Below are 26,072 nucleotides of genomic sequence, written 5' to 3' on the forward strand. Positions count from 1 at the left end.
CTAATGCCTTGTTGGTGGGAACGGATTTTATTGAGGGGGTAGAGCGAACTTGTAGGAAGGTTTTGATCAGGTCATAAGATGGTATGGGGCGACAAGTATTGTTCATGTATTCTTGATGTGGAATAGGAAGGCTTTCGGAGGTGGAAGAATGCCAATCATCGGTATGTTTGTGATGTAAGGAAAATAATTAATCGTGCCCATCGGTTGTATTTGTGTTTTCCTTGTTTTTTCTGAGATCGTGTTGCCAACTCTTAAGCTTTAAATGTATGCGAGTGCTGAAAAGTAGTGGTAAAGTATACGTGTGATGTATTGCGGTTGAGTGGAATCAAAGGGCGGATTGTTTTTTTCTTTTCGTTCTACCCCTAAAGGATTTGATTGGGAATATAGAGGTCTTTGCGATTAGGTGTACCATTCTTTTGGTAGTTTTAGAGTTGGGAAATCTGTGTTGTCTGCATCGAGGGGATGCGGGAATTGCTTCGTTGGAACTGCTTTCGCAATTCGCCTTCGATCATAAAAAGTAAATTCAATTAACGGCGGTATCCTGATGCCTTGCTTCGCGAAAACTGGTCGGCAGTTGTTGGGGTGCATGTGAACGCAAGCGTGGGTAGATAATATTTTTTCGAACACGCGAGATGCTATGCGGTAAAAGGGCCTGTTCCAGAGTTGATCAAGATAATGAAATTCTACGACAATAATCCTAAACTTTGACATTCCTTCGGGTGAAATGTTTAATATTGTTTCGTATTCGGCGCCCTCAATGTCCATCTGCAATAAGAGGTCCGAATTCAAGGGTGGCTTTAATAGTGATATGCATTTGTCGATCGTTATGTATGTTTCGTCGTTGTAGGAACCGACATGCTTTTTTAAAAAAGAGAAGTTTGGGTGATTCGATGGTGGTTGGTCCACGGTTCGATCAGCCAACATTACTTTCATTCCTCTCTCTGCACAATCGATTTCGAAGTCCGAAACGGTGCTAACGCCCGGAGAAATGCAGGCGTAAATGTCCTTGAGGTCGTCGGGTACAAGGTATCCTCCGTCGCAGCTGGGACCAAGGCGTATTAGGTTCTTCTCAGCGGAGACTGGTCTTAAAAGACGTAATAGGTTCTCGATATCCCGCTTCTGTGTCGCTACAGTCGGAAACCCTCGTACGGGACCGAGTAGTTTAGAGCATATGTTAGTTGCAAGTGTTTTGAGGGTGCGATTCATTTGCTTTGTCTTTCTTGACCTATGATATTCACGTTTCTTGTTGTCTGTATTCCCTATACTGTAGAGGTCGTCTTTTAGTGTCGCTCAAGTCTTTTGTGTTTGGTTGGGTTTCGTTGCCGACTGAACTGCCGATTATGAATGCAAGGCCAATCCATAAGGGTTTAACGAGGAAGTAAGTTTGAGAGGATATGATTAGGAAAAAGAATATAATTAGGAGTGGTGGTTTTGACTGCCTTGGAGCGCGATGCACAAAAGAAAGATAAACGATGAAGAGTACTAGAAACAGACTGCTTGCTCCAATTATGCCAGAGCCATACAATGCCCTTAGGATTTCGTTGTGAGGGTTTTCAACGAAGTATCCTCTTCCTAGTAGGAAGCTCGTTGTGTCCTCAAGCCATCCTGCAAGGCTTGATGATATTAAATCAATTCTGTGGCTGTCGGTACTGGTACCGGCATTGGAGATTCTGAATACTAGGGACAGTAGCAAATTTGGAGCGGTTAGAAGTATAAAGGCAGCTATTGAAAAGGGGATGATTGCGACAAGTAAGCTTCGAAGCCTGGGTAGCTTGGTGGGGGGGCGTTGCAGGGTTTGGACTATTAAGCATGTAAGCAGTGAAAGAATGATCGCTACGATTGGAGTTCGGGAGGAAAATAATAAAGAAGCACTGAAAATTGTGCTAGAGCAAAGGATAGCGAGTGCGAGTTTAGGTAAGTCGCCATCACGATTGTGCTTTTGTAGGTCTATAAGAGAGATTGCGAAAAATAGCATCAAGCCAATGGCTGTAGTGTTCGGGTCGGATTTCGCTATTCCTTCACGTCCTGCTTGGCTGGAGGAAATAGCTTCGGCCGCTACAACGAACCTTCCACTTTCTATGGAATTCCAGCCGGTGTTAAGGTAACGATATATAAAGAACGCACCAACGATGGTTGCCGCTAGCACTGACAGCTTTCTCAGTATATCAAAGTTGTGCTTGTAGGCGATAGGTATTAGTATTGAGGATAGGGCGTAGGACGTGCTGGCGATTAGAGCGTTTTTTGAGCTCACCAGGTCGTTTGATAAAACCGTTGCAAGCGTTGAGGTAATGAGATATAAAAGAATTGCTGCGATGTAGGCGATTTCATTGGGTGAGACTCGTTTGTGTGGTTCCAGAGATATACATATAGATAGGCTTATGCATGTAATAGCTCCGAGGAGGATGTCTAACTGTATTCCGGCAACCAAGACAGGGTACGGTCCTACGGCCGTGTATCCAAGATAGCCGATTGTAGGAACCGTTGCGAGATGACAGATTGCTGGGGCTCTTTGCATTTGGGATTTGTTGTTGTCTTGTTCTTTATGAATTGGTTGTGCAGCCTCTTGTGATACTGTTCACGGAGTTTGTTGGTTTGTCGTGGTTCTGTCTTAGGGGTGCTTTTTATTCGTCCGATTGTGTATTATCATTTTTAGTAATCTTGCTAGCTTTATTGCCTCTGTCCTGGCGCATTTAGATACTAATATCAGCGATAGGGCGTATGAGGTGACTAGCAGTATTGTGGATATAAAGAGCGTTGGCCAGTTTTCGATGTTGCTGAGAGGGGTGCTGTTGTGTATAATTATGGAAAGTGCGCCGGCAGTGGGTCCGGATGCTATCGATTTTATGTCTAATAATCGATTGTGATTACGAGTTATATGCGAGGATAGGCTCTTGTACATTAAGGGGATGTATATCAAAGATGAACTGGCTAGGGGTGCAGCAATAATTCCTATGATTCCAAATAAATGGTTGCCAGCTAGTGCGAATGCCAACACCGTTATGCTGTGCATCAGGACATGTCTGTTGGCTGAACGGATGCAACCTGTAGAGAATAGAAGTTCGTTTAGCGTATGTAGTGAGATTGTGGTTATGACGCTTAAGGATATAATGAAATTTATTGTGTTTCCAGCATATATATCGGTTCCGACCCATAGGCGAGTAAATGTTGGGTTTAACGTATATATGCATGAAGCGACAAGGAATGAAGACCAGGATAGGTAGTTAAATAGCTTACGTATGACTTTTTCGACGGTCTCTATTTGCCCATCGCCTATCGCGTGAGAGAGCGAAGGCTTAAATGACGTGCTTGCTCTCTGAAGCGGCATTATTGATGCCTTTTGTGCCCGTTGTGTGACCGAGAATTCTGTTGATTGCAGTGGTGAATGAAGATTGGCGATTAGAATTGTTTCTATGTTTAAGATCATGCCATAGATCGATTGGGAAAAGAAACTCTCTAAGGCTGATTTACCAAGGTGCTTAAATGATGAAAGTGAGGGTGTCTTGTAGTTATGTCCGCTTTTCTTTAAAAGAGTTAGTAGTAATATGCCACGAGACGTGGCGTATACAGCCGCTCTTGCGAGGTAGGAAATTGCCAGGGAGTAGACTCCGAAGTCACTCGTAAGACAGTAGAAGAGGCTGGCTAGGCCGACTATACTCGCGATGACCGGTAGAAAACTATTTAATCGGCTGGATTGCAGACCGTAGCATGCAGATCCAAAAAAGTGTCCCAAAATTAGGAAAGCAGTCGCAACAATTGCTATTTGTATCGTCAGTTTTATTGCTGCGAGATCATCGTCTCTCGTAAGGCCGCTAAGTTTGGCTGCCTCGGGCGATAGAGAGAGGCCTATTGTTATGATGACAGCGAAGGACAAAGCCGCTAGGATTAGACCCGTGTTTAGGAATTCGCTGGTTTTTTGATGTCTGCCTTGCCCCTCTGACTGTGCGACCCGTTGTTGGAGCACACCTGATATTCCAAGGTCGAGCATTGATAGGAGAGCTAGCAGGTTGCCGCTAGCAAGCCAACCTCCGTATAGTTCCGCAGATACGTAGTGTAATATCAGTGGAACCATAACGATTCCTTGGCAGATGGATATTCCTATTTGTATGTTCTGGAACGTGAAGCTCCATAGGGTATTGGATTTCCTTGAGGGTCTCATCAGTCATTAAACGATGCTGTCGGCAAACGGAGTTGTTGGGAGCGGCTGGTTTCATTCCAATCAGCATGGAAGGGGATGTGGGTTAAAAGTGGAGGTCTGTTGCGATCGTTTTAATCATGACGTTTTTTTTGGGGGGGTGAAACCTGTTTTAAACTATGTTCTTGCGTTCGATTAGATGTAGAGATTGCAGCACGGCTGTGCTGTTGGTTGATTGTTAGCATGTAGTTGGAGAGATTGCTGGATGATCTAGACGTGTGTTTTTTATTGAAGATTATGTTCTCGGTTTGGGGCAGTGCAAAAAGTCCGATTGGATTGTTGTGCTGAGTGTCTAATGTTCTATGTCGAGGCACTGATCATTTGGTCCACTACTGTATTGGCTTCTATCTGTCTTAAATGTACTGACGAGTAAGGTGTTGGAAAATTTCAGCCTAGTTACGTTTTTTTTTCTCCGACGAAGTCTCCCCTGGGTTTGTATTGAAAGTAAAAGACCGTAGTTCTGGCCATTGGGTCTATATTGGATGCATTATTAGGTTTTTAAGCTGTATCGGGAGTTCGTGTTGCTTTGATTTTATATGCGTAGTATGTGCTTGTTGTTTAAATTAGTATTTGGGTGTCAGTCGGATTATGTCTGACGCAATTAGTGTGTCGTAGTTGCCGTTCTCTTCCACTATTTCTAACAAGCGTTTTAGTGTGGGGTAGCCGTTTTCGCCGTTGAATAGCCTAGCGTCGTCAATCAGAATTGTGTGTTGATTTATTGGGTGATTAAATATTGTTATCAATTCCTCAATTATAGGGGTGTCAACTTCGGGTTGAGCTGTTTTGCCTCCGCTGGAATGTCCGTCTAGCCAGAAAACAATACGCTTGTTTTCTCGTTCAATTACCTCTTTGAGTAGTTTGCCGCTATTGCCTTGCAGTACTTGGATGTTCTTGTATTTAGATAGATTCTTTTTTGCTTCTGTGTAGTAGTGCTTCGAAAGCTCTATGGTTATGCAGCGTTTTCCCGTCTTGGCAATGTATTCAACTGTATCGCCGCGGTATGTACCAGTTTCGACGAAAACTTCTGGGTCTTGTGTTTTGACGTAGTGCTTGATAATATTGAGCTTCGTGATTTGTGGAGCGGGTCCGGTTGTTCCGTTCTTGAGCCAGTTATGGAGTTTTTTCTTTTGGCAAAATTTTAGTATTAAGTAAAAGGTGCCAGTTTTTTTTGCCAGTGATCTTAATGGTGAAGAATTGATCATTGTTTAATGCCTAGTGGCTTGAGTTGGTTGTATGTTATGTTTGAGATAATTTGTTTTATATGGAAGATGATGTTTTTGGGGGTGGCTTGGAGGCTGAGGTTGTCTGACTTCGCAAGTCGCGTTGAAATTTGTTTGGTTGAGGCGTCATTAAACTGGAGTTGTGCCTTTCGCGGTGGTCGAAGACGCCATCGGGAATGCTTGTGGATACGTGACGATTGTCTTCTGTTAAGGTAAGGGTTCAGCTTTCTTGGTATAAATTCTTGCGTGAGGAACGTGTAGGGTTGAGATACCGGGGTTCGAACGAGAGAAACCGCATTTGGCTGCGCATGCAGTCATCAGCATGGCGAGTAGCCTCTTTCTAGGGAGCTGCGTGGGTTTAGGGAGCTAGACAATAACCTGCATCTATTTGTTTTCTCGCACCAATTCATTGTGAAAAAAGTTGATTTATATCTGATTTAGATACGGTGGTGAACTTGAGGTTTTAACGCACCTTTTATCAGGAGGCCTTATGGGTTTTTTGTGAATGTGTAAATTCCGCATCCGTACTCACAGCCAAAACTCATTTCGAAATCAACAGTGTTTGGGTTTTCGGGTTTGATTAGATCGCCTTGGTCGTTGACATAAGAAAACGAAGTGAGGGTGCATTTCCCCTCAAGCAATTTTATCGGCGTGATGGCATTGAAAACTCGATGTGCGTTGAATTCGATTCTTTCGCTTCCAATGGGTAGCGAAAGGTAAAGTGTACCGTTTGCTTTGAGAAGTTCCAGAATGTTCGACAGTCCTTTTTTCGTTCCATCGATATCTATCGGATCTCCGTAGCGTCCAAGTCCGAAGTGCTCGATGGCATGCAGGCATGATATTGAATCGGTGGAGTCTTTTAGTGCGTGGTTTGGACGCATCAAATCGGATTGAATAAATGTTATATTGGGTATAGACTGTTTCGTTGGCCTGATATCTAAGACTTCGATTTTTCTGAAACTGGCCACGTTGGAGACGAAACCGTCGATTCTGGATCCTATGTCGATATGGCGTTTTGGTGCTTCTGAGAATATGTATTGTGCAACAAGTAAATCTTGATGAAAATAGTGACTGCGAGTGGTTCCGCTTTCAGTGTCTTTGTCTCTCAGCTTGGGGTAAGGAAACGTGAAACGAATTTTAACTGGTTGAGATTTCGATTGGGATCTTATCTTGAAGTAGTCTCTTAAGTACCAAGGGAGCGACCTCGTGGAGCGTATGAATTTGATGGGCTCAATGCCGAACTCACTTAAGATTCTGTAAAGTTTTTTAAGGATTTTACGCGGGGAATTAATGAATTTTGACATCAGAAAGAATTAAGAGGTTTAGTGGTCGGATATGTATTGCTCCAAAGCTATTTCGTCTAATTTAGGAAGGTGGCTTAAGAGGAGGGGTGGGAAAGATGGTCAGGCTTTAGTTGTTGATATTACAGCTTGCGGGTCCATGCTTGCTTTGGGGTTATGTAATATCATGTGGTGTTACTGAGGATTTGTTGGTATATGTGAATTGGTACGGCATTAGGTGGTTGGTGTCGCTCTGCTCAGGTCGATGCGAATGTTGTAGCTGGGTTCGGAGTCTCTCAGGGTGAATCGCTGTGCGGCGAGGATACCTTTTGGCTTAACAGGCATTGGGTGGGAGAGATTCTAGCGACTATTTGAATAGGGAATAGCGAGTGAAGAAGTGGAGCCGTATAGAACTGATCGGCTGTGTTCACTACGATTATATTCTTGAAGGAGTCAAAAGTAAGGTTGGTGGTGTTTGACCTGTGTATGTTCCTAGATTGATTGGGCGTTCTCTCTCTTGGCGCCCCCGAGGAATTTGCTGACGACGGGAAAGAGTAAGTCGGCTTTCTTTGTCCAGGAGGTGATAGTGTCGATGCGATCGCTTACGGTGGCGGTGGAGTTTTCGTTTTGTCGGGCGATTTCCTTGAGACGAGTGGTTCCGTCCTTCAGCTGTGGGCGGATGCGCTGGCGGATGAATCCGTCGGCTATGTGGCGGAGGGAGAGTTCGGGGGTGAAGTGGTCGCGGCGGTCGCCGGGGAGGTAGGTGGGGTTGAGGGCGTTGATGCTGCGCAGGAAGCGGATGCCTTGGCTGGCGGAGCCTTTGCTGATTTGCAGCTTCTCAACCACGTGGTCGAGAGCGAGGGGCTGCTCGCTGGCGAAATAGAGGCCGTAGATCTCGCCGACCGACTTGGGCAGTCCGAAGGCTTGGGCGGCGTTGACGAAGAAGGCGATGAGTTCTGATTCTAAATCCGAAATCCGAGGTTCTAAATCTGAAGTCTTCTCTCTCTTGTTCACTGCAGTTTTGTTGAAAATTGGAACTTCTAGGGGCTTACATCCGAAATCCGAGGTTCTAAATTTGAATTCTTAAGTTGGAGATCCGAAGTCTGAAGTTTGTTTGGATTTCGAGCTTAAGATTTAGAATTTCTCTTTCGCGTTTTTGCGGATGGTGAAAAGGATCTTGGTGAGTTCAATCGATTCATCGTGCAACGCATTGAGTTTGTCCCGAGGGCCCAAATCCGATTCTGCTAGGAGTTCGAGCCAGTAGGTCGTTTCACTCGCCTCTTTCAGACAGATTGAGATTTTTGCCGCGAAATCTGCTTTCGAATGGGCCATGTCTGCTTCGCGGTAGTTTGCACCAATAGATGTTGCTGATCGGATGAGCTGTTTACTTAGGATCTGTCCGGATGTTGTTTTTGATATGCGAGTGCAGAGTTCGATCGTGTCGAGAGCGAAGTGTTTGGTTCTCTTTTTCAGGTCTTGCATGGTTGTTTGAGGCCCGAAGTTCTAGGATTCGAAAGCCGAAGGTGAAGGCGTGTCCGAAAAGTCTTAGCTCTCCACTCCGAGGACGTCGGTTTGTGCTAAGCTGCAGGGTCAGCTCAAATTCGGATTTTGGATTTGGAGTCTTTGGTTTCGAATTTGGATTTGGAAATTAGATCCTCGGATTTAGTCCCTAGGGTCGCGTGATGGGAAATGCGGAAACTACTGAAGGAAGGTTCAGGGAGTTCAAGAAAAAATGAACAAAATGGATTTTCGAAAGAGGGATTAACCGCAGAGGGCGCTGAGTGCGGGGAGGACTGATGAGGAGAGAGGGGTGCTGAGCGGTGGGGAGGGAATTGTGAGCAGTGTCGCCTCAGCGCGGCGACCTACAGTTGGGGGCTGGTGTGGAGAGGGGCGAGGGTGAAGGGGGGTGATTGTGAAGATGACCGCCTAGCGAGCAGCGGTGCTTTCGGCAGGATGATTAGACAGACCTGGGGGAACTGAACCATGATCGGGTTGGACTGAATGTGCCGGAGACGTCGCGTGTCGTCGCCTTGCTCGAGTGTCACGATTGTTCGATACCACCTCGGGATTTGGTAGATGCGCCCTGAGAGGGTGATGCTCTTGTTGCGCTGGGATTTGGGCTGGAGGTGCTTGGGAGTTTCGCTAACGATCGAGGGTGATGGCGATGGACTTTGAGCTGGTAGTGCAGAGGGTGTTGGGGGGATTTGAGGAGGCGGGGGTTCGGTATGGCTTGATCGGTGGGTATGCTCTGGGGCTTTGGGGGGCGACTCGAGCGACCATCGATTTGGATTTCCTTCTATTGGTCGATGACTTGCAGAAGGCGGAAGCAATCTTGGGAGAGTTCTCCTATCAATGTGTGTTCAAGAGTGAGAATGTGGCCCAGTATGCGTCTGATCTGGCTCCTTTTGGGCAAATCGATGTATTGATCGCTAGACGGGAGATTTCGAAGGGGATGTTGAAGCGATCTGTAGGAAGAGAATCGGCCGCGGGCGCGATGCGGGTGCTGCAACCGGAAGATTTGATTGGCCTTAAGCTTCAGGCTTTAGTGAACGATCCGAGTAGGGAGGCTGGGGAGCTTGAGGATATGAGAGCTTTGCTGCGGGCGGCGAAGAGCGTGGGGCGTGGAGTTGATTGGGAATTGCTGGAAGACTACTTTGGACTTTTCGATAGGACTGAAACGCTGGAGAGATTGAGGAGCGAACATGGCTAGGCTGAGTGAGGACGAGAAAGCGGATTTTTTGGCAGATGGCCTGTCGGCAAGTAGGCGGGAGGATTTTCGGAAGTTGAAAGCGGGGACCCAAAAGGCGTTGTCGGTTGACGAGTTTCTCGCGTTTCTGAACTGGTCTCAGCAGTTTATGACGGAGGATGTTTCGAAGCGCGGGCCGATCAAGGGAACCAAGTGGCTGTTGTGAGGTTTGTGTTTCGTTCTAGGATAGGGAGTTTGGGGTAACCGCTGAGGACGCGGAGCGGGCGGAGGTTTTTATGACCGCTAAATACGCTAAGCTTCGCGAAAACGAGGAGAATTGAAAATTGGAGTTTGGCTCAGGGGTGGATCCGGAGGGTTTGGCCCATTGGACGGTTTGTGAACGCCAACTGTGGTGTGTAGCGGCTGTTGTCGTCCGATCTATTGGGGGCGGCTACTCGGCGGAAGGGAATGGGTGATATGTCGCCTCGGCGCGGCGACCTACATGGGCGGTAGTTTTTTTGGGGGGGATGCGTGCGGCGTGCCCGGCGGTCACGCCCTACCTGGGTTGCTGGTTATTTGGCGCGGAGGCTGCCTTTTTCGAGTTCGGCGAGGAAGAGGGGGTAGGTTTTCCTTATGCCTTCTTCGAGGGGGATCTGAGCGGTCCAGCCGAGCTCGCGCAGGCGGGAGACGTCCATGAGCTTGCGCGGGGTGCCGTCGGGCTTGCTGAGGTCGTTGACGATCTTGCCTTCGAAGCCGACCGTTTCCGCCACCAGTTCGGCGATCTGGCGGATGCTGTGCTCGACGCCGGTGCCGGCGTTGAGGATGCTGGGCGGGTCGGGTAGTTGAAGGGCGAATACGACGGCGTCCGCGAGGTCGTCGGCGTGCATCATTTCGCGAAGGGGCTTGCCGGTGCCCCACATGGTGACTTCTTCCGCTCCAGCTTCCTTGGCTTCGTGGAAGCGACGGATGAGGGCGGGTAGCAGATGGGAGTTTTCGGGGTGGTAGTTGTCGCCGGGGCCGTAGAGGTTGGTGGGCATGAGCGAGTGATACGTCACGCCGTGCTGCTTGCGGTAGTATTCGCAGAGCTTGAGGCCGGCGATCTTGGCGATGGCGTACGCTTCGTTGGTGGGCTCCAGCTCGGAGGTGAGCAGGCAATCTTCTCGCAGGGGCTGGGGGGCCAGCTTGGGGTAGATGCAGGAGGAGCCGAGGAAGAGGAATCTGGATACGCCGTTTTGGTAGGCGGCGTGAATGGTGTTGGAGGCGAGGACGAGGTTGATGTAGCCGAAGTCGGCGGGGTAGGTATTGTTGGCGTGGATACCGCCGACTTTCGCTGCGGCCATGACCACGACGTCCGGCTTTTCGGTGGCGAAGAAGTCTTCGACGTCCTGCTGGCGGGTGAGGTCGAGCTCGTTGGAGCTGCGGGTGATGGTGTTGGTGAAGCCGAGGGCGTGTAGGCGGCGGAGCACTGCTGAGCCGACCATGCCGCTGGCGCCGGCGACGTAGATTTTGGATGCGGGTGTCATGGTTTTTTAGCCACAAAAAGGCATGAAGAACTAACCGGTGTTGGGCCAACGTCATAGCGTTGGCTGAAATGGAGGATTCTTTGGGCCTTTTTGTGGCGGAAAAGCTATGGTTTTACGCGAGGGCGGCTTTTATTTTGGCTTCCTTTTGGGCGAGGGCGAGGTCGGATTCGACCATGATCTTGACCAGCTCCTTGAAGCGGACCTTGGGCTCCCAATTGAGCTGCTTCTTGGCTTTGGCGGGGTCGCCGATGAGCAGGTCCACCTCGGCGGGGCGCTCGTAGCGCTTGTCGTAGTCGACGTACTTCTCCCAGTCCAGGTCGAGCAGGGCGAAGGTCTCCTGAACGAACTCCTTGACGGTGTGGGTCTCGTTGGTGGCGATGACGTAGTCGTCGGGACGGTCCTGCTGGAGCATCAGCCACATCATCTCGACGTACTCCTTGGCGTAGCCCCAGTCGCGCTTGGCGTCGAGGTTGCCCAGGTAGAGCTTCTCCTGCAGGCCGGCCTTGATGCGGGTGGCGGCGCGGGTGATCTTGCGGGTGACGAAGGTCTCGCCGCGGCGCGGGGACTCGTGGTTGAAGAGGATGCCCGAGCAGGCGAACAGGTCGTAGGACTCGCGGTAGTTGACGGTGAGCCAGTGGGCGTACATCTTGGCGCAGCCGTAGGGCGAGCGTGGCCAGAAGGGGGTGGTTTCGGTCTGGGGGACTTCCTGGACCTTGCCGAACATCTCCGATGAGGAGGCTTGGTAGAACTTGGTTCTCTTCACCAGGTTGGCCTCGCGGATGGCTTCGAGGATGCGCACGGCCCCTACGCCGACCACGTCTCCGGTGTATTCGGGCACGTCGAAGGAGACGCGCACGTGCGACTGGGCCCCCAGGTTGTAGATCTCGTCGGGCTGCAGGTCGTAGAGCAGCTTGACCATCTGCACGGAGTCGGCGAGGTCGCCGTAGTGCAGGAAGAGCTTCACGCCGTTGACGTGCGGATCTTGGTAGAGGTGGTCGATGCGGGCGGTGTTGAAGGTGGAGGCTCGGCGGATGACTCCGTGCACTTCGTATCCCTTCGCGAGGAGGAGCTCGGCGAGGTAGGAACCGTCCTGTCCGGTGATGCCAGTGATGAGGGCTCGTTTCATATACGTGTTATATCGAGGTTGGATCTAGGGTTTCGCTTGTAGCAGAATTTGGTCCGCAGAGAAACGCCTTCGGCGGGAGTTGTCGATTGTTGATTGTCGCCTAGACATTTTTGAACCGATGGCTGGCGGCGGTGTGCATAAACGAAAAACGCCCGACGAGGGCTTGCTCGTCGGGCGCAGAAATGATCATTGGCTAGCGATTAGGCGAATCGGGCGGTGGCTGCTGCTCGATTTTTGTCGCTGGTGGATTTGCAGTGCCAATACCAGCGGGAGGCGGGTTTGCTGTCCTCCGCGACGACTTCGGCGTCTTCCTCCGCCACGTGGTGGCGATGAAGGCTGTCGCGGGAGAGGCCGCAAGCGAGCAGCGCCTCGACGGTTTCGCGGGCGTAGCCGCGGCCCATGACCTCTTTGGCCAAGGCGTTGACCGGGCCGAGGGCGCGGGCGCGATGGGTGAAGCCGGTAAGGCCTGCTACGCGGCCGGTTTCCTTTTCGACGACGATCCACCAGGCTCCGTTGCCCATTTGGGTCTCGGCGAGCATGCGTACGATGGCGGTGCAGGTAGCCTCAAGGTTGAGGGGCTGGTCGCCCACCGTGGCGCGAGCGAAGGCTTCGTCAGCGAGGGCGAGTTCGAAGAGATCGAAAGCGTCCTCGAGGCGGGGCCGTCTAAGTAGGAGCCGTTCCGTCTCGATAAGAGAGGGAGGGCGGATGGTGGCTGGATTTACGCGTTCCATGCTAGTGTTGTTTTGAGCTAAAAGTGAGTGTTCGAGTTGGTGTTTTAGAAAGGTGCGCTGGGACGAAAAAAGCCGAACGGATCGAGGATCTGTTCGGCTTGGCTTGCGGTTTCTGGCTGTGTCTTATCGGTGTCTCCCAGGGTGGGTTCGCCGTTTGTCCGCGTGCCAAGCCATGGTCCATTGATGGCAGGTTTGATCCTGCATCGCAGAGGCCGCTTTGGAGAGTTGTCGTTGAGTTGTCGTTTGTGATGCCATCAAGAAGTTCGATTTCGGATAAAGCATGGCCCGTGCCGTTTTGAAAGAAGTTTTGTGAAAAGATAAGGTTACGGTCGTTTTTCGTTTGGCGCGTGAGCGGAATCGTTCGCTTTCGGTGTGGGGGAGGACGAATGGGGGACGGGGTGGATTGCTTTTGAACAATTCTTTGGGCAAGACTAGGGAAATGCGGGCGAAGTGTTTTGGAACGTTCACGGGCGAGGGGCTGCATCGAGGGGTGCGATGGCGTGTCTCCTCGCGATGGGCGTTGGCTATCCTGTTGGCTGTGAATGCCATGGGTTTGGGGCTAGGAGCCCGCGAGGCGGCGAGCGGCGGGATCGAGGAGCGGACGTTCGAGGCGGTTTGGAGCTCCGTTGCAGAGTCGTACTACGACGCCTCCTTCGGCGGTCTGGACTGGGATGCGGTCGGGCGCGAGTATCGCGAGCGGCTGAAAGCTGCGCAAAATCGCTCGGAGCTGAGAAAACTGCTCAATGAGATGCTGCGCGAGCTGGGGGAGTCCCACATCGGGATCCTGTCCGGGGCCTACGATGAACTGGCGGAAGAGCCGGTATGGCTCGGTGGCGACGCGCGAGTGGATCTCTGCTACGCGGGCCCTGAGCTGGTCTTTTACCGCGTGGATGCGGACGGGGCGGGCTACCAGGCGGGAATCCGAGCGGGGGATCGGATCGAGTCGCTGGACGGGGTTTCGGTGGCGGAGATGTTGGAGTCGGTCCAGGCGTCTGGGTTGCCCGAGTACCTCTGGCGCTACACCGCCCTGCAGCGGGCGCTGTTTCGGTTTCGGGCCAGGCCGGGCGACGAGGTGTCGGTGATGGCGGTGGATCCGCAGGGAAGGCGGAAGGCATGTCAGGTACGCCTTGAGCCGTATGAGGGGCCGTTTACGGAGCGGTTTGGGAATTTCGGCGAAATACCTTATTCGTTTTCCTTCGAGACGCGGAGCGATGGCATTTCGGTGATGCGTTTCTCGCTTTGGTTTCCGGCTGTCATGGCGGAGGTCCGGCGGGCCCTGCGGGAGATGCCGGAGTCGGCGCGGGGACTGGTGATCGATCTGCGAGGCAATCCTGGCGGCGTGGGCTTCATGGCGACGGGGCTGGCGGGAATGCTGGTGGACCAGCGGGTGAACCTTGGCACCACGCGGATGAGGGAGGGGCATCTGAACTTTCAGGCCTATCCGCAGCCGAACGCGTATCTGGGGCCGGTAGCGGTTTTGGTCGACGAAGGGAGCTGCTCCACCAGCGAGATTTTCGCCGCGGGGCTTCAGGAGGCAGGACGGGCGCGGGTGTTTGGTCATGCCACGCCTGGGGCGGCATTGCCCTCGGTGGTGATGCGTTTGCCGAACGGAGACTTCCTGCAGATGGCGACCGGCGACTTCGAAACGCCGGGCGGCAGGAGCCTGGAGGGGGTGGGCGTGGCGCCGGATGAATTCGTATCCATCTCTCCGGTTGATCTTTCCAAGGGAAACGACACAGTGTTGCACGCTGCCCTTGGGTGGATAAGCCAACTGAACCCCGAAACGTATGAAAACTAGCCTGACTCTCCTTGCTCGTATTGCCCTAGTAATCGGACCGCTGTCCTTTCTTTCCCCCGCTCGGGCGGAACTGCCTGCCGAAGTGACCGACGTGCTTGACCGGTATTTGGAGGCGTCCGGCGGCCGCGAGCGCATCAGCGAGCTGGAGTCGACGCGTTTGGTGGGCACGATCTCCATTCCCGCCATGGGCGTGAGCGGGAAGTCCACCTTCATCGAGGTCTATCCCGACAAGATGTATTCCAAGCAGGAGCTGCCCGGAATGGGCGTCATGCTGCAGGTCTGCGACGGGGATACGGGCTGGGCTCAGGATCCGATGCAGGGCTATCGCCCGCTCAGCGAGGCGGAGATCATCTCCATGAAGCAGAGCGACGGCTTGCGAGACCTGGCCGATTTCGGCGACAAATACGACCAGGGCCGCATCGACGGCGAAGTCGAGGTGAATGGCGAGCCGGCGCTCAAGCTGGTGCTGTCCAACAAGGTCACGGGACGCGAGGAGACGCACTACTACGGCGTGGAGTCGGGATTGCTGCTCAAGAAGGAGACCGTCACCGACATGGGCCAGATGGGCGAAGTGCCGTCGACGCTGGTCTTTCTGAGCTACCGCGACCAGGACGGGTTCACGTTTCCCGACAAGATGGAAGTGCGAAGCGCCATGATGTCGATCGAGATGACTTTTTCGAAATTCGAAATCGATCCCGAGATCGATCCGTCCATTTTCGAGCCGCCTGTAGCGGAATAAACCAACAACGCCTGATCCAAAACCAACATGTCAAATCGCCTCAAGTCCATCAGTCTACTCCTCGTCGCCTTTTCCGCCGCCGTTTTCGCCTTCGCGGTGGAGCGTCAGCCCTCGCCGGACGGGGCTAAGGTGTACATCATTTCTCCAGCCGATGGGGCCGTGGTTTCCGAGACCTTCACGGTGCGCTTCGGCTTGAAAGGCATGGGAGTCGCCCCGGCTGGTACCAATTTTCCGAATACGGGGCATCATCACCTGCTGATCGACGCTGAAAGCCTGCCTCCGCTGGATACGCCTATGCCGATGACCGAGAGCTTGAAGCACTTCGGCGGCGGGCAGACCGAGGTGGAGCTGACCTTGCCCAAAGGCGAGCACACGCTGCAGCTTCTGCTCGGGGACTACCTGCACATCCCGCACGAGCCGGCGGTGGTTTCCAAGAAGATCACCATCACGGTGGAGTAGAGCGAAGGACGCCTGGCGCTTCGTTCGCGATCGAGCGATGCGCTGGTGGGATTTTCCGAGCGCGGGCCTACTTTTTTCGGCAGCTCGCGTTTTTCGCTTCGAACGAGGAGGCGGCGTTGGGCCCCCGGAGTGGCGGCCGCAACCTGTATGAGGGCCTACTCGGAGGGCTCCTGATCCTTGTCGCCGTCCGGGATGAGGGCGGCGCCGGCGGCGGTGGTGGCCTTGACGCCGGTCTTGGCGGTCTTCACGCCCAGTTTGGCGCCTTTGGCGGCGACTTTTACCGGCACGGTGGCCACGCAGCCTGTGAGGAAGACGATGGCCAGGGCGAGGGCGATGGGGCGAAGAGCGGATTTCATAGCGGGGTGAATCGGGCCGATTGGGCCAAGCTTAAGGGGGTGAGGGCGTTCTTGTAGGCAGTTGTTTTGACTTAGAGAGTGTTTTGAATTGGTTTTGGTTCCGTAGCGCAACCTGGACGGCAGGTCCGGGTCTTTCTAAAATCCCAACTGATTGCTCTTGTTCTTATGATCGTCACTCGGAAGATCGGTTCTCTGATTCGCGGAAAAGCGAGTCCCTTTCAAATCTACGCCGCTTGCCTATTGGGCAGCCTTTTCGGGTTTCTGCCGGGATTCCAGCAGGCCCCGTTTCTGATCGTCTTGTGGAGTTTTCTCCTGCTGGTGCTCAACGCCAACCTGTTTTTGGCGGGAGTGGTGACGCTGATCTGCAAGCTGATCTTTCTCGCGACCATGCCGGTTCTCTTCTCTCTAGGCCGGGTTCTGCTGGAAGGACCGACGCAGGGCCTTTTCAAGGCCATCGTGAACGCTCCGGTTGGAGCGTATTCAGGCTTCGACTACTATGTGGTCGCTGGCGGACAGTTGGTGGCCTTGGTGGTGGGCGCGGGTTTTGGTTTCGTGGCGAGTCGAGCCTTGCAGGCCTACCGACGCAAGATGGCGCGTTTCTCCCAAAACTCCGAAAAGCTCAACGCGTTCAAGAGCAAGGGCTGGGCCAAGGCCATGACCTGGCTGTTTCTCGGGGGAGGTCGTGGCAAGAAGAGCTACGAGGAACTCATGGCGGTGAAGGTGGGCAATCCCATTCGAATCTGGGGCGCCGCATTGGTAGCGATCCTAGTTGGTGTTTTGATATTTGGATACAGCGCCTTATCCGAGCCGTTTATCACCTCGTTGGCCAAGTCGAACTTGGAGCAAGCCAATGGGGCGACGGTCGATTTGGATTCCGTGGATCTCAAGCTGGCTGAGGGTAGCTTGGAGGTGAAGGGCTTGGCTATGGCGGATCCCCAAAATCTCGATACGAATATTTTCGAGTCGGCGCGAATCGTGGCCGACGTCAGCGCGGCGGACCTGCTGCGGAAGCGCTTTTCCATCGATCGTCTCGTTTTCGAGGACGCGGCCACTGGCAGTCGGCGTGAAAGCGCCGGTTCTCTGGTGGGACCCGCTCCGAAAAGCGAAAGCGATTTCGAGCTGCCCGAGTTTTCCGATTTGGAGAGCGTGCTGGAGAATGCGGATGTTTGGAAGGAGCGCTTGGCTCAGGTGAAGCGATGGATGGAGAAGCTTGGTGGAGGCGAAGAAGGGGCTAAGGAGCGAGCTGTCACTTGGAAGGAAGAGCTCAACAGCCGTATCCAGCTTTTGGGGCACGCCCATGTGAAAGCCGATTTTTTGACGGAGGGAAGCCCAACCCTATGGATCAAGGACCTGGAGGCGAAGGGCGTAAAAACGCCATACTTGGGTGGAATGGTAGTCGACATGACGGGACTGAACCTCTCCACGCACCCGACGCTGTTGGAGGTTTCGCCCTCTATCGCTATCGATTCCAAGGATGACCGTTTCGATCTGAAGCTTGATTTGGCGGGGCTAAAGGGCACGGGTCAAAATCGCGTCGACGCTCGAGTGTCTTCGTATCCGGTCGATGAATTCGCTAAGGGGTTGAAGTCCACCGGTGAGCCGCCGCTATCGGGTGGTACCATGGATATCGAGCTAACTGGAGTGGTCGGGGCCTTGGACAGTGACCTGGTTGCCGAAGTGGCCTTCAAGGATTCGATGGCCCGCATTGGCGGCAAGCCCGTGCCTCTGGACGGAGTCTCGCTGCCCGTGAACATTCGCGGTCCTCTTGATTCTCCTGCGGTCAAGCTCGACTCCAAGGCTTTGGAGAAGGTATTGGTTTCCGCTGGCAAGAGTCGCTTGCTGGAGGAGGCAAGCAAGAAGCTTGGGGTGGAAGGCGAGAGTGGCGACAAGCCGAAGGATTTGCTGAAGGGCCTGCTGAAGAAGAAGCTAGAGGAGTAGGTCGCCTAGTTCCAAAGTTCCGCTTCTTGCTCCCGAGTCGCTGAGGTGAGGCCCTGAGCGGGCGTTGCCTTGCGCTGAGGTGAGGCTTGTTTCTCGGTTCGGAAGCTTTTTTCTGGCGTATTAGAAAGATCGATACCGCGCTTGCCTATGAGGAGCTCTTCGAGGCTTTGGATCTGCTCGATGATGGTGCGCGAGTGATTGTCCATTTCCGCTGAGGCGCTGGCGCTTTCCTCGGCCGCCGCGGCGTTTCGCTGAGTGACGTTGTCGATATCGGAGATGGCGCCGGAGACCTGGTCTACTGCGACGCGCTGTTGCTCGGACAGGCCTTCGACCTCGCGCATGGCGGTTTTGAATTCCTCGATCTGGCCCAGGATGCTGGAAAGCTGCTGGTCGACCTCGGAGCTGAGTGAGGTGCCCTCTTTGACGCTGCGGTGGGCGTTTTCGATCTTTTCGCGTGTCGAGTTTGCGGATACGGCGCTTTTCTGGGCAAGGTTTCTCACCTCGTCCGCCACGATGGCGAATCCGGCACCCGCCTCGCCGGCCCGGGCCGCTTCAACGGCCGCGTTGAGGGCGAGGATGTTGGTTTGGAAAGCGATTTCCTCGATTTCCTTGGCGATGTTTGCGATCTCGTCCGACGAACCTTGGATCTTGCCCATGGCGGAGCGCATGCGCCGCATGGAGGTGGAGCTTGCTTGGGCGGATTCGCTGGTATCGTTGGCCAGCTTAAGCACGCGTTCGACCCGCTCGACGCTCTCGTTGGACTTGAATTTGATCTGCTCCATGGTGGCGTGGATTTCCTCGACAGAGGCAGCTTGTTGGGAGCAGCCGGTCGCTAGGTCCCCGCTGGCTTCGGCCACGTATTGGGAAAGCTTGCGACCTGTGCGGGAGGATTTTTCCAGCTTCTGGGATACGTCGATGATGGAGCGTTTGATGCGGCTGATAATGTACCAACCGCCGAGAGCGGAGGCCAAAAGGGCGAAGAGGGCGGCGGCGAGCGACTGGTATAGGTCGGCGCTGGCTTCGGCGGCCCTTTCTTCCGTGTAGTCGCTGATGCGTTCGAGAATGTACTTGCTGAACTGCGGAGCGCTGCCTTCCAGGCTCGCGGTTTCCTCGGCGGCGCGCTCGACCAGGGCTGGAGGAAAGCTCTTTTTCGAACCGTCGTTGTTGAATCCTCCGTCGAACACTCGCTTTGTCACGTCCTCCACATAGGCGAAGGCCTCGTTGTCCACCAGCTCGTGGAAGGTGGGAAGGCTTTCGGTGTCGATGATCATCTCGATGCGATCGAGCAGCGGTCGCGAGTCGCTGAGATAGGCTTCGAAGCGAGTGGTCACCATCTCGGTGACGGCGCCGGATGAGAGAGCGTAGTTGAGCAAGCCAACGTGACGGTTGATCATCAGTTGGGTTTGTAGGGATAGATCGGATACGATGACCTTTCGCACCAGCTCGGCGTCGGTGGTCTCGGTGGCGATCTGAGGGATCAGGCTGAAGAGCCATTTGATCTGATCGTTGTAGAGAAGGGTCGTGGGCCAAGGGTCGGCCTTGTCGACGAGCTGGCGGTTGCGTATCGGCTCCAGGCGCTCGCTGAAATTGAGCTCGTTTTGCATGAGTTTGCGGAACCGCGGCGAATGCTCCTCGAGGTTCATGCTGGCCACCAGGTCGAGCAGCTCCTGGGTCGTTTTCTCGGTTTTGGCGATGCGGTTCCTGTACTCCTCGACGCCGGCGGGCACTTCGGCGGCAGTGCGATGGTGGGTGGTGGTGGCCCAAACGCCGCCGCTTTCATGGGTCCAGGCGTCGCCGAGCTTGATCATTTGGATCAGGAGCTGACTCACCTTGCCGAAGTTTTCGAGCTCGCTGCTCTTCTTCCAGCTTTGAAATACGAGGATGCCACCGAGAAACAGCGAGAGCGAGGCGGCGATAGCGTTGAGCGCTATTATCTTAGCTTTGATCGACATGGTCGTGGGCTTTGAAGCTATGGGGTAGGGTTTAGGCGCGCCGCTCCCAGCGAGCGAGCAGCTCCCTATAGTAGTCGACCAAAGCCGGGACCGAATTCAGGGGCTCGAACCATTTTACCCGCTTTTAGCCACGGAAAATTAGGTGCGCGTTCACTCGATGACATCCACCTGGACGCTATCGAGGCTTCGGATGTCGGAAACGCGGACCTTGGGCGGCGTGGGTCCCTAGCTCGGGCGCTCGATGGAGAAGAGGCCTTGGTAGCTGATGTAGCCATCCGGACCGTGCATGCGGCCGATGATATCCATCTTCTCGGTCAGAACGCGTTGGCTGGAAGGGTCGATGAACTCGTCAGCTACGTAGACCCGCTTGACCAATCCGACGATGAGTCGATTGCCGCCGATCTCCTGAATGGAGTGGGTCTCGCACTCGAGGGCCGCTGGCGCCAGGGCGATGCGGGGTGGAGCGACGCTTTGGGAGGGAGCGGTCTCGAGGCCCACGATCTTGAGCTCGTCCACCTCGCGGGGATGGGAGGCGGAGGTGGCCACCATTTTTTCCGCTGTCGAGCGATTGGCCAAATTCACCACGAACTCGCCGGTCGCTCGAATGTTAAGCACCGTGTCCTTAGGCTCGCCGGTGTCGGGACGATTGCCGATGCCTAGGACAACCAGAGGTGGCTTGGAGCCGAAAACGTTGAAGAAGCTGAACGGGGCGGCGTTGAGGGCTCCGCTCTGACCGAGGGTCGTCACCCAGGCGATGGGACGAGGAACCACGAGGCTGGTGAGCAGCTTGTACCGTTCGGCGGGAGCGAGCGAAGGCAGGTCGATTTCCATGAGCGGGATTGGAAACCGGTCCTGCCGCGGGGAGCAAACGCAAACGAGGCCGCGACCCGTACGAGCGGATCGCGGCCTCTTTATGTCGTTTGAGAAAGTTAGGAAATGCTGGTCCCGGTCTGCCCGTCTAGGCGAAGGAGCTGAGGATCTGGCCTACGGGGGCTCCGCGATCGATGACGCCCTTGTTTCCGTAGCTCAGCTTGGGAGCGTAGGGATTGTGAAGCTTTTTGCGGGCTGCCTTGGCCAAGGTGTCCCGAGAGATGTTTATGCTCTGCTTGGGAGCTTCCCGCACAGGATATTGTACCTGCGGGCGACGCGTGAAATTGAACTGCTGGCTGAACGATTCTGGTGTAACGGATTTGGCGGTTTCAAACGACATGCCCGGAATTTAGCAAAGTTTTAGCAATTCGGCAATAGAGTGAAGCGCTCAAATTAGCAGGTTTTTTACGCGAGGACCGGTGTGTTAAGTAGTTGAACTCAAGGAACTAGGACACGTTTGAGCGCTGGCGCTCAGGCGCATGGAGGAGAAGCTCTATCAGAACGCTTTATGGGCTAAGAAAACGCGGCTTATGGGCGACGGCTTGGGCCGAAAGTCTAAGGTTGTGGGGCGTTTTTTAAGTCCGTTTTCCAATTTTTGGGGTTTTGGGAGTGTTCGGTCAGGTGCCCTAGAGCTGCGCGTGGCGTCGGCATTTGAGGCGTGACCGCTCGCTCTTGCTGAGCTCCCGTAGCCGAGCGTGTTGTCGTAACCTAGGCTTGCTCCCTGCGGTAGCGATCGGTTGGTTGGTAGTTGTCCCTAGCCTCCGATCTGCGCGCTCGTCCCGGTACGCGGCAATGCCTCTTGCTTCGCGAGATCGAGGGCTGTTGTTACCCTAGACCGCAGCTTCGCAGTTTCTGTGAACCGATCCTCCTCTGCCGATGTATGTATTCCGAAAGATAAAGTCCTCTCTATTGGAGAGCTTTTCGATTGTCCTAATGCTAGCGTTGGCCAGCGGGGCCATTCTTATATCAACGTTCGTTCTATATACCGTTTTGTTCAAGACGCATCCGGTGGAGGATGCTTCGCGGTTCGTGCGCTTGAGCGCCTCGACCGGGGATGGAGGGGTTAGCTACCCGGTGTACCAAACGCTGGAGCGGGAAAACGATTCCTTCGAGGAGTTGATCCAATACATGGCGCTAAGCGATTTTTTGATGGGGCGCGATGGACACTCGACAGTGATCAATGGGGCCTCGGTTTCGGGAAACTTCTTTTCCACATTGGGTGTTAGACCGGTGGTGGGGAGGCTGATCCAGCCTTCGGATATCAATAGGTCTTCCGATAAAGTCGTAGTCCTTGGCGAGTCTGTTTGGCGACGCGAGTTCGCGGCGGATGTCACCTTGCTGGGCGAGTCGATCACGCTGAACGGCGTCCCGTATGTAGTGGTGGGTATCGCGCCATCATCGTTTTCCGGTTTGGACAATCTAGCGCCGCAGGACTTCTGGTTCGGAGCCGAACACATCATTGAAACCTGGCAAATCGAAAACCGGAACTGGCCGAAGTTTATAACCTGGGGCGTGCTCAAGGAAGGCGTGACCGCCGATCAGGCGCTGCAGGACCTTTTGCAGCTTTCGGCTCGGATTCGGGAGGAGCATCCAAACGACGGGCCGAGTCGGGACTTCGATCTCTTGGACGGCATCGAAGCGAATCAATTCGGCGAGAGGGCGATGATAACCAAGACGGTGTTATTGATACTCGGGTTGATGTCGCTGCTGCTCCTGGTCGCTTTGTTCAACGTCGCCAATTTGGTTGCGGTGAGAGTGAAGTCACGCCTGCACGAGTACTCGATATTTTTGGCGCTGGGGGCGAATCGTGGCTGGGTGACGCGGCGTCTCTTTCTTGAAAACTCGGTCCTCGGCTACCTTGGCTTGGTTATCGGTTTTTTGGTCGCGGCAGGGTTTCTTTACTTATATAAGTCTCATCTCCCGGGAGCCAAAACGGTAGATGCTCTTAGCCTGCTCGGAGACGGATTGCTGCTGCCGGTGTTGATTGTAGTGCCGCTGCTGTACGCTGGTTTCATCAGCGTGGGTGGATTCGTAGCAGTTTCGAAGATTAATATAAACCAGGGGCTGAGGCTTGGGACGCGCGGGACGAAGCAGTTTTTCGGAAGGAAGCTTTTCGTGTGTTTTCAGGTGGCGCTATCCGTGGCAATCGTCACGGTCTGCAGCTGGTTTATCGAGTCGCTGCGCAACGCTCATAACATGGATTATGGCTTTGAGGCTGAGAACCTCGTGTTGCTTTCGGTAAACTATAAATTGAGAGGGCCGCAATTTCAGAGTGCCTATCTCGTTATCCGCGAGCACAGGAGGTTGAAGGAAAGCCTAGAAACGCTTCCCGAGGTGGAGTCGGTGGGGATCGGCGAGTCAATGCCGCTGCGTCACACTAGAGCGACGAAAGTGGACGTCGATGGCTTCGACTTTCGAACCGAACCCGACGAGTGCCGCGCCCGGGCTCTCTATGTGGGGCCTGATTTCTTCGAAGTAATGGGAGTCTCTATCGTCGAGGGGCGCGATATACGATTTGAAGAAATGGATTATCCCATGACGAAGTCGCTCGTGAACGAGGCCTTTGTCGAACGGTATTGGCCGGGGCAAGTGGCGGTGGGGCGCGTTTTCAAGCCTTACCTGAACGGTCCCGACGTTGAAGTGGTAGGTGTCTGCTCGGACTTCAACCCGGAGCTAGGCCATCCGATCGAGCCGGCTGTTTTCACCGCTTTTGCCCAAGCCGATTTGGTATTTCACATAAAGACCAACATCCGTACTGAGATGGCTAAGGTGGCGATCATGCGCATGCTGGAGGAAAAGGAGCCGGGGTTGCCAATGGTGGAAATCGTTACGCTCGAAGAGAGTTTCGATGACACCTTCGCGGCTATGAAATTATCGGCGCTCATTGCGGGATTCATTGCGGTGCTCGCATTGTTCATCGCCGGGTATGGGCTCTTTGCTCTCATGTTCCATCTCCTGCGGGATCATCGAAACGAAATCGGCATTCGCATGGCGATCGGGGCGAATCGCGGAAGGATTCTTTCCTGGACCATGAAGGAATGTGGCGTGCCCGTCGTCTGGGGACTCGGCCTCGGACTGGGGGTGGTGCTGTTGCTCTACGGGAAGGTTTCCGATCTGTTGTTCGCGGTCGATCGCTTCGATTTCGGGCCTTTGGCGAGTGTGGTGTTCGTTCTAGTCGCCGTGGCCATCGTATCTATGATCGGACCGGCCTTGCGTGCGGCGAGCAGGCAGCCGATCGACAATCTGAGGGAGGCCGTGAAGTAGTGAGAGAGGGTGGATTCGTGAATAGGAAGCGGTAGAGCTTAAGGGCCGGGCCACCAAGAACGGCGAGGCACGCCGGGGAGAAGATCGGAACATCGGCCAGGCAGGCGTCGATAGTTCACAGGCGGCCTTGCGAGCGGGCAAGTTGCATTGGAAGCGGCATCGGCACGATGCATTTTGCGGTGACGATTGTCGCAGAGGGCTCTTGGTGGGCGACCTCGGGGGGCTTGGCGCAGGCGTTGCACAGAGGGAGGAGAGAAATAGCAACACGAACTGAAAAACAAAGAAGGAGGAAACGATGAACCCAATCACTAAAAACATTCTTGCTGCCGGAGCTGCGCTAGCGATGGTCGCGCCCCTCAGCGCGGGTACTTCCGCTATCGAATGGGAAAAGCCGGACTCCTATACCGACATTGGTTCGGACTATGGAGCGACTGACCAGTTCGACCTATTCAAGAAGGAAATCGAATCCTACGTGGAGCGCGTGGCTGAAACTGAGCTTCCGGACGGAGCTATCCTCGAAATGAAGGTAAGCAACGTGGACCTCGCAGGCCAAATTGAACCTTGGGGGCTCAATCAGGATGTGCGTATCGTGCGCGATATCTATCCGCCGAAGATGCGCTTCACTTACACGCTGCGAAAGGACGGCAAAGTGGTGAGTGAAGGTAAAGAAAACCTGAGCGACCTCGACTTTACTTACAATATTGGACGCCGCTTCTTCGATCAGGACCAGTTCTTCTATGAGAAGGAGATGATTGGAGAATGGATACGCAGCGAGTTTAAAAATTCGTAGTTGATAGCGGAATACCGTTCAGCGTCTAACTCAAAAGCGCCTCCCGCAAGGGCAGGCGCTTTTTGCATGTTGGGGCTTGGACCTCTAGGCGGGCTCGAAAAACTCTCGGCAGAATGCTGAAAAACAAGCGGCTTCGATTAGGAACGTTTCCGCAGGAAAACCTAGACCTTCGGGGAAGCGGCGTTTCGCCAGAGCTCCGCCATCTCGCGAGCGGCGGGGCTGAGGTAGCCGGATTTTCGATACAGCAGTCCGACCGTCCTGCGAATGCCCGGGTTTTGGATAGGGATGGCGCGGAGATTGTGGGCGTGGAAGAGCGTGGATCGTGAGGCTTGTTCGGGTAGAACGGTCGCCAGTCCGCTTGCTTCAAGCGTGCCGAGAATGCCTTCGATGGTGTTCATCTCGATTGAGACCTTGAGGGGCAGGTCGAGGTCGTCGCAGGTCTTTTCGAAAAGCCGCCGCGTGCAGTAGTCCCTGGTTAGCAAGGCGAGCGGGATTTCCTGCAGCGTTTTCAGGCTGATGCGTGACCTGCGGGCGATCGCTTGATTAGGAGCGGCTATGAGGGCGAAGCTTTCTTCGAAAAGCGGCTCGGAGTCGAGGAGCTGACTGTCGCCAGGGGTGAAGCTCACGCCCAGATCGAGCTCGCCCTTGACGAGTTGCGTTTCGATTTCGTCGGCCGAAAGCTCAGCGATGGAGACGAATATATGAGGGAAACGGGCTTTGAAGGCGCTGATGATGGGAGCGGCATGGAAGCTGTTGGGCGTTTGAGCGATGCCTAAGTTCAAGCGGCCGCGAGTGAGACCTTCGATTTCCTGTACCGCTTCGATGGATTCCTGGGAAAGGGCCAGAATACGGTCCGCGTAGTCCCAGAAGAGCTTGCCGGCCTCAGTGAGCCGCACGCCTCGACCGATGCGTTCGAACAAGGCGACGCCGATCTGATCTTCCAGCTGTCGAATCTGCTGCGAGAGGGCGGGTTGGGCGATGTTCAAACGCTCCGCCGCGTTTCTGAAATGCTCTTCCGCGGCGACGACGGTGAAATAGCGAAGGTGTCGGAGCTCCATGGTGAATTCGTAATGATAGGTAAAACCGATCAAAACAATCAGAAAAGAGTAATATTTTTATCTAAAGAAACGGGTTAGTATCCCTGCATC

General features: G+C 54.0%; 22 protein-coding genes. 7 read left to right on the forward strand and 15 right to left on the reverse strand.

Annotated features, from left to right (window positions below; all coding sequences use genetic code 11):
• Positions 1-399 precede the first annotated feature (399 nt).
• The 7 genes from QEH54_RS21470 to QEH54_RS21500 all read right to left on the reverse strand — a co-directional run bounded on the left by QEH54_RS21470 (position 400) and on the right by QEH54_RS21500 (position 8,174).
• Complete coding sequence (locus tag QEH54_RS21470) at positions 400-1,206, reverse strand: FkbM family methyltransferase (RefSeq protein ID WP_309020778.1); 807 nt, start codon at positions 1,204-1,206, stop codon at positions 400-402.
• 28 nt (positions 1,207-1,234) lie between these two features.
• Positions 1,235-2,515: a hypothetical protein gene (locus QEH54_RS21475; RefSeq protein ID WP_309020779.1), complete on the reverse strand. Its 1,281-nt coding sequence runs from the start codon at positions 2,513-2,515 to the stop codon at positions 1,235-1,237.
• A 93-nt stretch (positions 2,516-2,608) separates the two neighbouring features.
• On the reverse strand, positions 2,609-4,069 hold the full coding sequence (locus QEH54_RS21480) for a hypothetical protein (protein WP_309020780.1): 1,461 nt from the start codon (positions 4,067-4,069) through the stop codon (positions 2,609-2,611).
• A gap of 686 nt (positions 4,070-4,755) precedes the next feature.
• Positions 4,756-5,394, reverse strand: coding sequence for a hypothetical protein (locus QEH54_RS21485; RefSeq protein WP_309020781.1), 639 nt, complete (start codon positions 5,392-5,394; stop codon positions 4,756-4,758).
• A 506-nt stretch (positions 5,395-5,900) separates the two neighbouring features.
• A complete protein-coding gene (locus tag QEH54_RS21490) occupies positions 5,901-6,716 on the reverse strand; it encodes a DUF268 domain-containing protein (protein WP_309020782.1) in 816 nt (271 codons plus the stop codon).
• Between the two features lie 468 nt (positions 6,717-7,184).
• Complete coding sequence (locus QEH54_RS21495) at positions 7,185-7,706, reverse strand: hypothetical protein (protein WP_309020783.1); 522 nt, start codon at positions 7,704-7,706, stop codon at positions 7,185-7,187.
• A gap of 120 nt (positions 7,707-7,826) precedes the next feature.
• Positions 7,827-8,174 (reverse strand): four helix bundle protein, encoded by a 348-nt coding sequence (locus QEH54_RS21500; protein ID WP_309020784.1) that lies wholly within the window; start codon positions 8,172-8,174, stop codon positions 7,827-7,829.
• Positions 8,175-8,856: 682 nt separating this feature from the next.
• Here QEH54_RS21500 and QEH54_RS21505 point away from each other — a divergent pair.
• Positions 8,857-9,402, forward strand: a complete 546-nt coding sequence (locus QEH54_RS21505) for a hypothetical protein (protein WP_309020785.1) — start codon at positions 8,857-8,859, stop codon at positions 9,400-9,402.
• A 548-nt stretch (positions 9,403-9,950) separates the two neighbouring features.
• Here the strand turns inward: QEH54_RS21505 and QEH54_RS21510 are convergent.
• The 3 genes from QEH54_RS21510 to QEH54_RS21520 all read right to left on the reverse strand — a co-directional run bounded on the left by QEH54_RS21510 (position 9,951) and on the right by QEH54_RS21520 (position 12,758).
• Positions 9,951-10,901 carry a GDP-L-fucose synthase gene (locus tag QEH54_RS21510; protein ID WP_309020786.1) on the reverse strand — a complete coding sequence of 317 codons (951 nt, stop codon included), beginning with the start codon at positions 10,899-10,901 and terminating at the stop codon, positions 9,951-9,953.
• A gap of 112 nt (positions 10,902-11,013) precedes the next feature.
• Positions 11,014-12,027 (reverse strand): GDP-mannose 4,6-dehydratase, encoded by a 1,014-nt coding sequence (gene gmd, locus QEH54_RS21515; RefSeq protein ID WP_309020787.1) that lies wholly within the window; start codon positions 12,025-12,027, stop codon positions 11,014-11,016.
• 200 nt (positions 12,028-12,227) lie between these two features.
• Entirely contained in the window at positions 12,228-12,758 is a 531-nt protein-coding gene (locus tag QEH54_RS21520) for a GNAT family N-acetyltransferase (RefSeq protein ID WP_309020788.1), read from the reverse strand.
• Positions 12,759-13,305: 547 nt separating this feature from the next.
• On the opposite strand from QEH54_RS21520, the gene QEH54_RS21525 reads away from it, so the two are divergent.
• Genes QEH54_RS21525 through QEH54_RS21535 form a run of 3 tightly spaced genes read left to right on the forward strand, consistent with a single transcriptional unit; the run spans position 13,306 to position 15,754 of the window.
• Positions 13,306-14,556, forward strand: a complete 1,251-nt coding sequence (locus QEH54_RS21525; protein ID WP_309020789.1) for a S41 family peptidase — start codon at positions 13,306-13,308, stop codon at positions 14,554-14,556.
• A complete protein-coding gene (locus QEH54_RS21530) occupies positions 14,546-15,295 on the forward strand; it encodes a hypothetical protein (RefSeq protein WP_309020790.1) in 750 nt (249 codons plus the stop codon). The genes QEH54_RS21525 and QEH54_RS21530 overlap by 11 nt, the downstream gene beginning before the upstream one ends.
• A gap of 27 nt (positions 15,296-15,322) precedes the next feature.
• Positions 15,323-15,754, forward strand: coding sequence for a DUF4399 domain-containing protein (locus tag QEH54_RS21535; RefSeq protein ID WP_309020791.1), 432 nt, complete (start codon positions 15,323-15,325; stop codon positions 15,752-15,754).
• 155 nt (positions 15,755-15,909) lie between these two features.
• Here the strand turns inward: QEH54_RS21535 and QEH54_RS21540 are convergent, their stop codons facing one another.
• The gene (locus QEH54_RS21540; RefSeq protein WP_309020792.1) at positions 15,910-16,110 is read right to left on the reverse strand and encodes a hypothetical protein; all 201 of its coding nucleotides are present in this window, start codon (positions 16,108-16,110) and stop codon (positions 15,910-15,912) included.
• Positions 16,111-16,275: 165 nt separating this feature from the next.
• Here QEH54_RS21540 and QEH54_RS21545 point away from each other — a divergent pair, with 165 nt between their 5' ends.
• Positions 16,276-18,048 (forward strand): hypothetical protein, encoded by a 1,773-nt coding sequence (locus QEH54_RS21545; RefSeq protein WP_309020793.1) that lies wholly within the window; start codon positions 16,276-16,278, stop codon positions 18,046-18,048.
• Between the two features lie 5 nt (positions 18,049-18,053).
• Here QEH54_RS21545 and QEH54_RS21550 read toward each other — a convergent pair whose 3' ends face one another.
• From QEH54_RS21550 to QEH54_RS21560, 3 genes are all read right to left on the reverse strand, one after another.
• Positions 18,054-20,000 carry a methyl-accepting chemotaxis protein gene (locus tag QEH54_RS21550; RefSeq protein ID WP_309020794.1) on the reverse strand — a complete coding sequence of 649 codons (1,947 nt, stop codon included), beginning with the start codon at positions 19,998-20,000 and terminating at the stop codon, positions 18,054-18,056.
• A gap of 225 nt (positions 20,001-20,225) precedes the next feature.
• Positions 20,226-20,831, reverse strand: a complete 606-nt coding sequence (locus tag QEH54_RS21555; protein ID WP_309020795.1) for a flavin reductase family protein — start codon at positions 20,829-20,831, stop codon at positions 20,226-20,228.
• A 127-nt stretch (positions 20,832-20,958) separates the two neighbouring features.
• Complete coding sequence (locus tag QEH54_RS21560) at positions 20,959-21,210, reverse strand: hypothetical protein (RefSeq protein ID WP_309020796.1); 252 nt, start codon at positions 21,208-21,210, stop codon at positions 20,959-20,961.
• A 593-nt stretch (positions 21,211-21,803) separates the two neighbouring features.
• On the opposite strand from QEH54_RS21560, the gene QEH54_RS21565 reads away from it, so the two are divergent.
• Both QEH54_RS21565 and QEH54_RS21570 read left to right on the forward strand, forming a co-directional pair.
• Positions 21,804-24,134 carry an ABC transporter permease gene (locus tag QEH54_RS21565; protein ID WP_309020803.1) on the forward strand — a complete coding sequence of 777 codons (2,331 nt, stop codon included), beginning with the start codon at positions 21,804-21,806 and terminating at the stop codon, positions 24,132-24,134.
• 295 nt (positions 24,135-24,429) lie between these two features.
• Positions 24,430-24,924 carry a DUF3016 domain-containing protein gene (locus tag QEH54_RS21570; RefSeq protein WP_309020797.1) on the forward strand — a complete coding sequence of 165 codons (495 nt, stop codon included), beginning with the start codon at positions 24,430-24,432 and terminating at the stop codon, positions 24,922-24,924.
• Between the two features lie 161 nt (positions 24,925-25,085).
• On the opposite strand, the gene QEH54_RS21575 is transcribed toward QEH54_RS21570, so the two are convergent.
• A complete protein-coding gene (locus QEH54_RS21575; RefSeq protein WP_309020798.1) occupies positions 25,086-25,982 on the reverse strand; it encodes a LysR substrate-binding domain-containing protein in 897 nt (298 codons plus the stop codon).
• Between the last annotated feature and the right edge of the window lie 90 nt (positions 25,983-26,072).

Source organism: Pelagicoccus sp. SDUM812003 (assembly GCF_031127815.1).
Lineage (GTDB): Bacteria > Verrucomicrobiota > Verrucomicrobiia > Opitutales > Opitutaceae > Pelagicoccus.

Bases quoted from the DNA above. Each gene is read 5' to 3' on its own strand.
- QEH54_RS21555 (WP_309020795.1), bottom strand. From the start codon at position 20,831: ATGGAAATCGACCTGCCTTCGCTCGCTCCCGCCGAACGGTACAAGCTG.
- QEH54_RS21470 (WP_309020778.1), bottom strand. From the start codon at position 1,206: ATGAATCGCACCCTCAAAACACTTGCAACTAACATATGCTCTAAACTA.
- QEH54_RS21545 (WP_309020793.1), top strand. From the start codon at position 16,276: ATGATCGTCACTCGGAAGATCGGTTCTCTGATTCGCGGAAAAGCGAGT.
- QEH54_RS21535 (WP_309020791.1), top strand. From the start codon at position 15,323: ATGTCAAATCGCCTCAAGTCCATCAGTCTACTCCTCGTCGCCTTTTCC.
- QEH54_RS21525 (WP_309020789.1), top strand. From the start codon at position 13,306: ATGGGTTTGGGGCTAGGAGCCCGCGAGGCGGCGAGCGGCGGGATCGAG.
- QEH54_RS21500 (WP_309020784.1), bottom strand. From the start codon at position 8,174: ATGCAAGACCTGAAAAAGAGAACCAAACACTTCGCTCTCGACACGATC.
- QEH54_RS21510 (WP_309020786.1), bottom strand. From the start codon at position 10,901: ATGACACCCGCATCCAAAATCTACGTCGCCGGCGCCAGCGGCATGGTC.
- QEH54_RS21550 (WP_309020794.1), bottom strand. From the start codon at position 20,000: ATGTCGATCAAAGCTAAGATAATAGCGCTCAACGCTATCGCCGCCTCG.
- QEH54_RS21565 (WP_309020803.1), top strand. From the start codon at position 21,804: ATGCTAGCGTTGGCCAGCGGGGCCATTCTTATATCAACGTTCGTTCTA.
- QEH54_RS21505 (WP_309020785.1), top strand. From the start codon at position 8,857: ATGGACTTTGAGCTGGTAGTGCAGAGGGTGTTGGGGGGATTTGAGGAG.
- QEH54_RS21560 (WP_309020796.1), bottom strand. From the start codon at position 21,210: ATGTCGTTTGAAACCGCCAAATCCGTTACACCAGAATCGTTCAGCCAG.
- QEH54_RS21530 (WP_309020790.1), top strand. From the start codon at position 14,546: ATGAAAACTAGCCTGACTCTCCTTGCTCGTATTGCCCTAGTAATCGGA.
- QEH54_RS21570 (WP_309020797.1), top strand. From the start codon at position 24,430: ATGAACCCAATCACTAAAAACATTCTTGCTGCCGGAGCTGCGCTAGCG.
- QEH54_RS21490 (WP_309020782.1), bottom strand. From the start codon at position 6,716: ATGTCAAAATTCATTAATTCCCCGCGTAAAATCCTTAAAAAACTTTAC.
- gmd (WP_309020787.1), bottom strand. From the start codon at position 12,027: ATGAAACGAGCCCTCATCACTGGCATCACCGGACAGGACGGTTCCTAC.
- QEH54_RS21540 (WP_309020792.1), bottom strand. From the start codon at position 16,110: ATGAAATCCGCTCTTCGCCCCATCGCCCTCGCCCTGGCCATCGTCTTC.
- QEH54_RS21475 (WP_309020779.1), bottom strand. From the start codon at position 2,515: ATGCAAAGAGCCCCAGCAATCTGTCATCTCGCAACGGTTCCTACAATC.
- QEH54_RS21520 (WP_309020788.1), bottom strand. From the start codon at position 12,758: ATGGAACGCGTAAATCCAGCCACCATCCGCCCTCCCTCTCTTATCGAG.
- QEH54_RS21485 (WP_309020781.1), bottom strand. From the start codon at position 5,394: ATGATCAATTCTTCACCATTAAGATCACTGGCAAAAAAAACTGGCACC.
- QEH54_RS21575 (WP_309020798.1), bottom strand. From the start codon at position 25,982: ATGGAGCTCCGACACCTTCGCTATTTCACCGTCGTCGCCGCGGAAGAG.
- QEH54_RS21480 (WP_309020780.1), bottom strand. From the start codon at position 4,069: ATGGTTCCACTGATATTACACTACGTATCTGCGGAACTATACGGAGGT.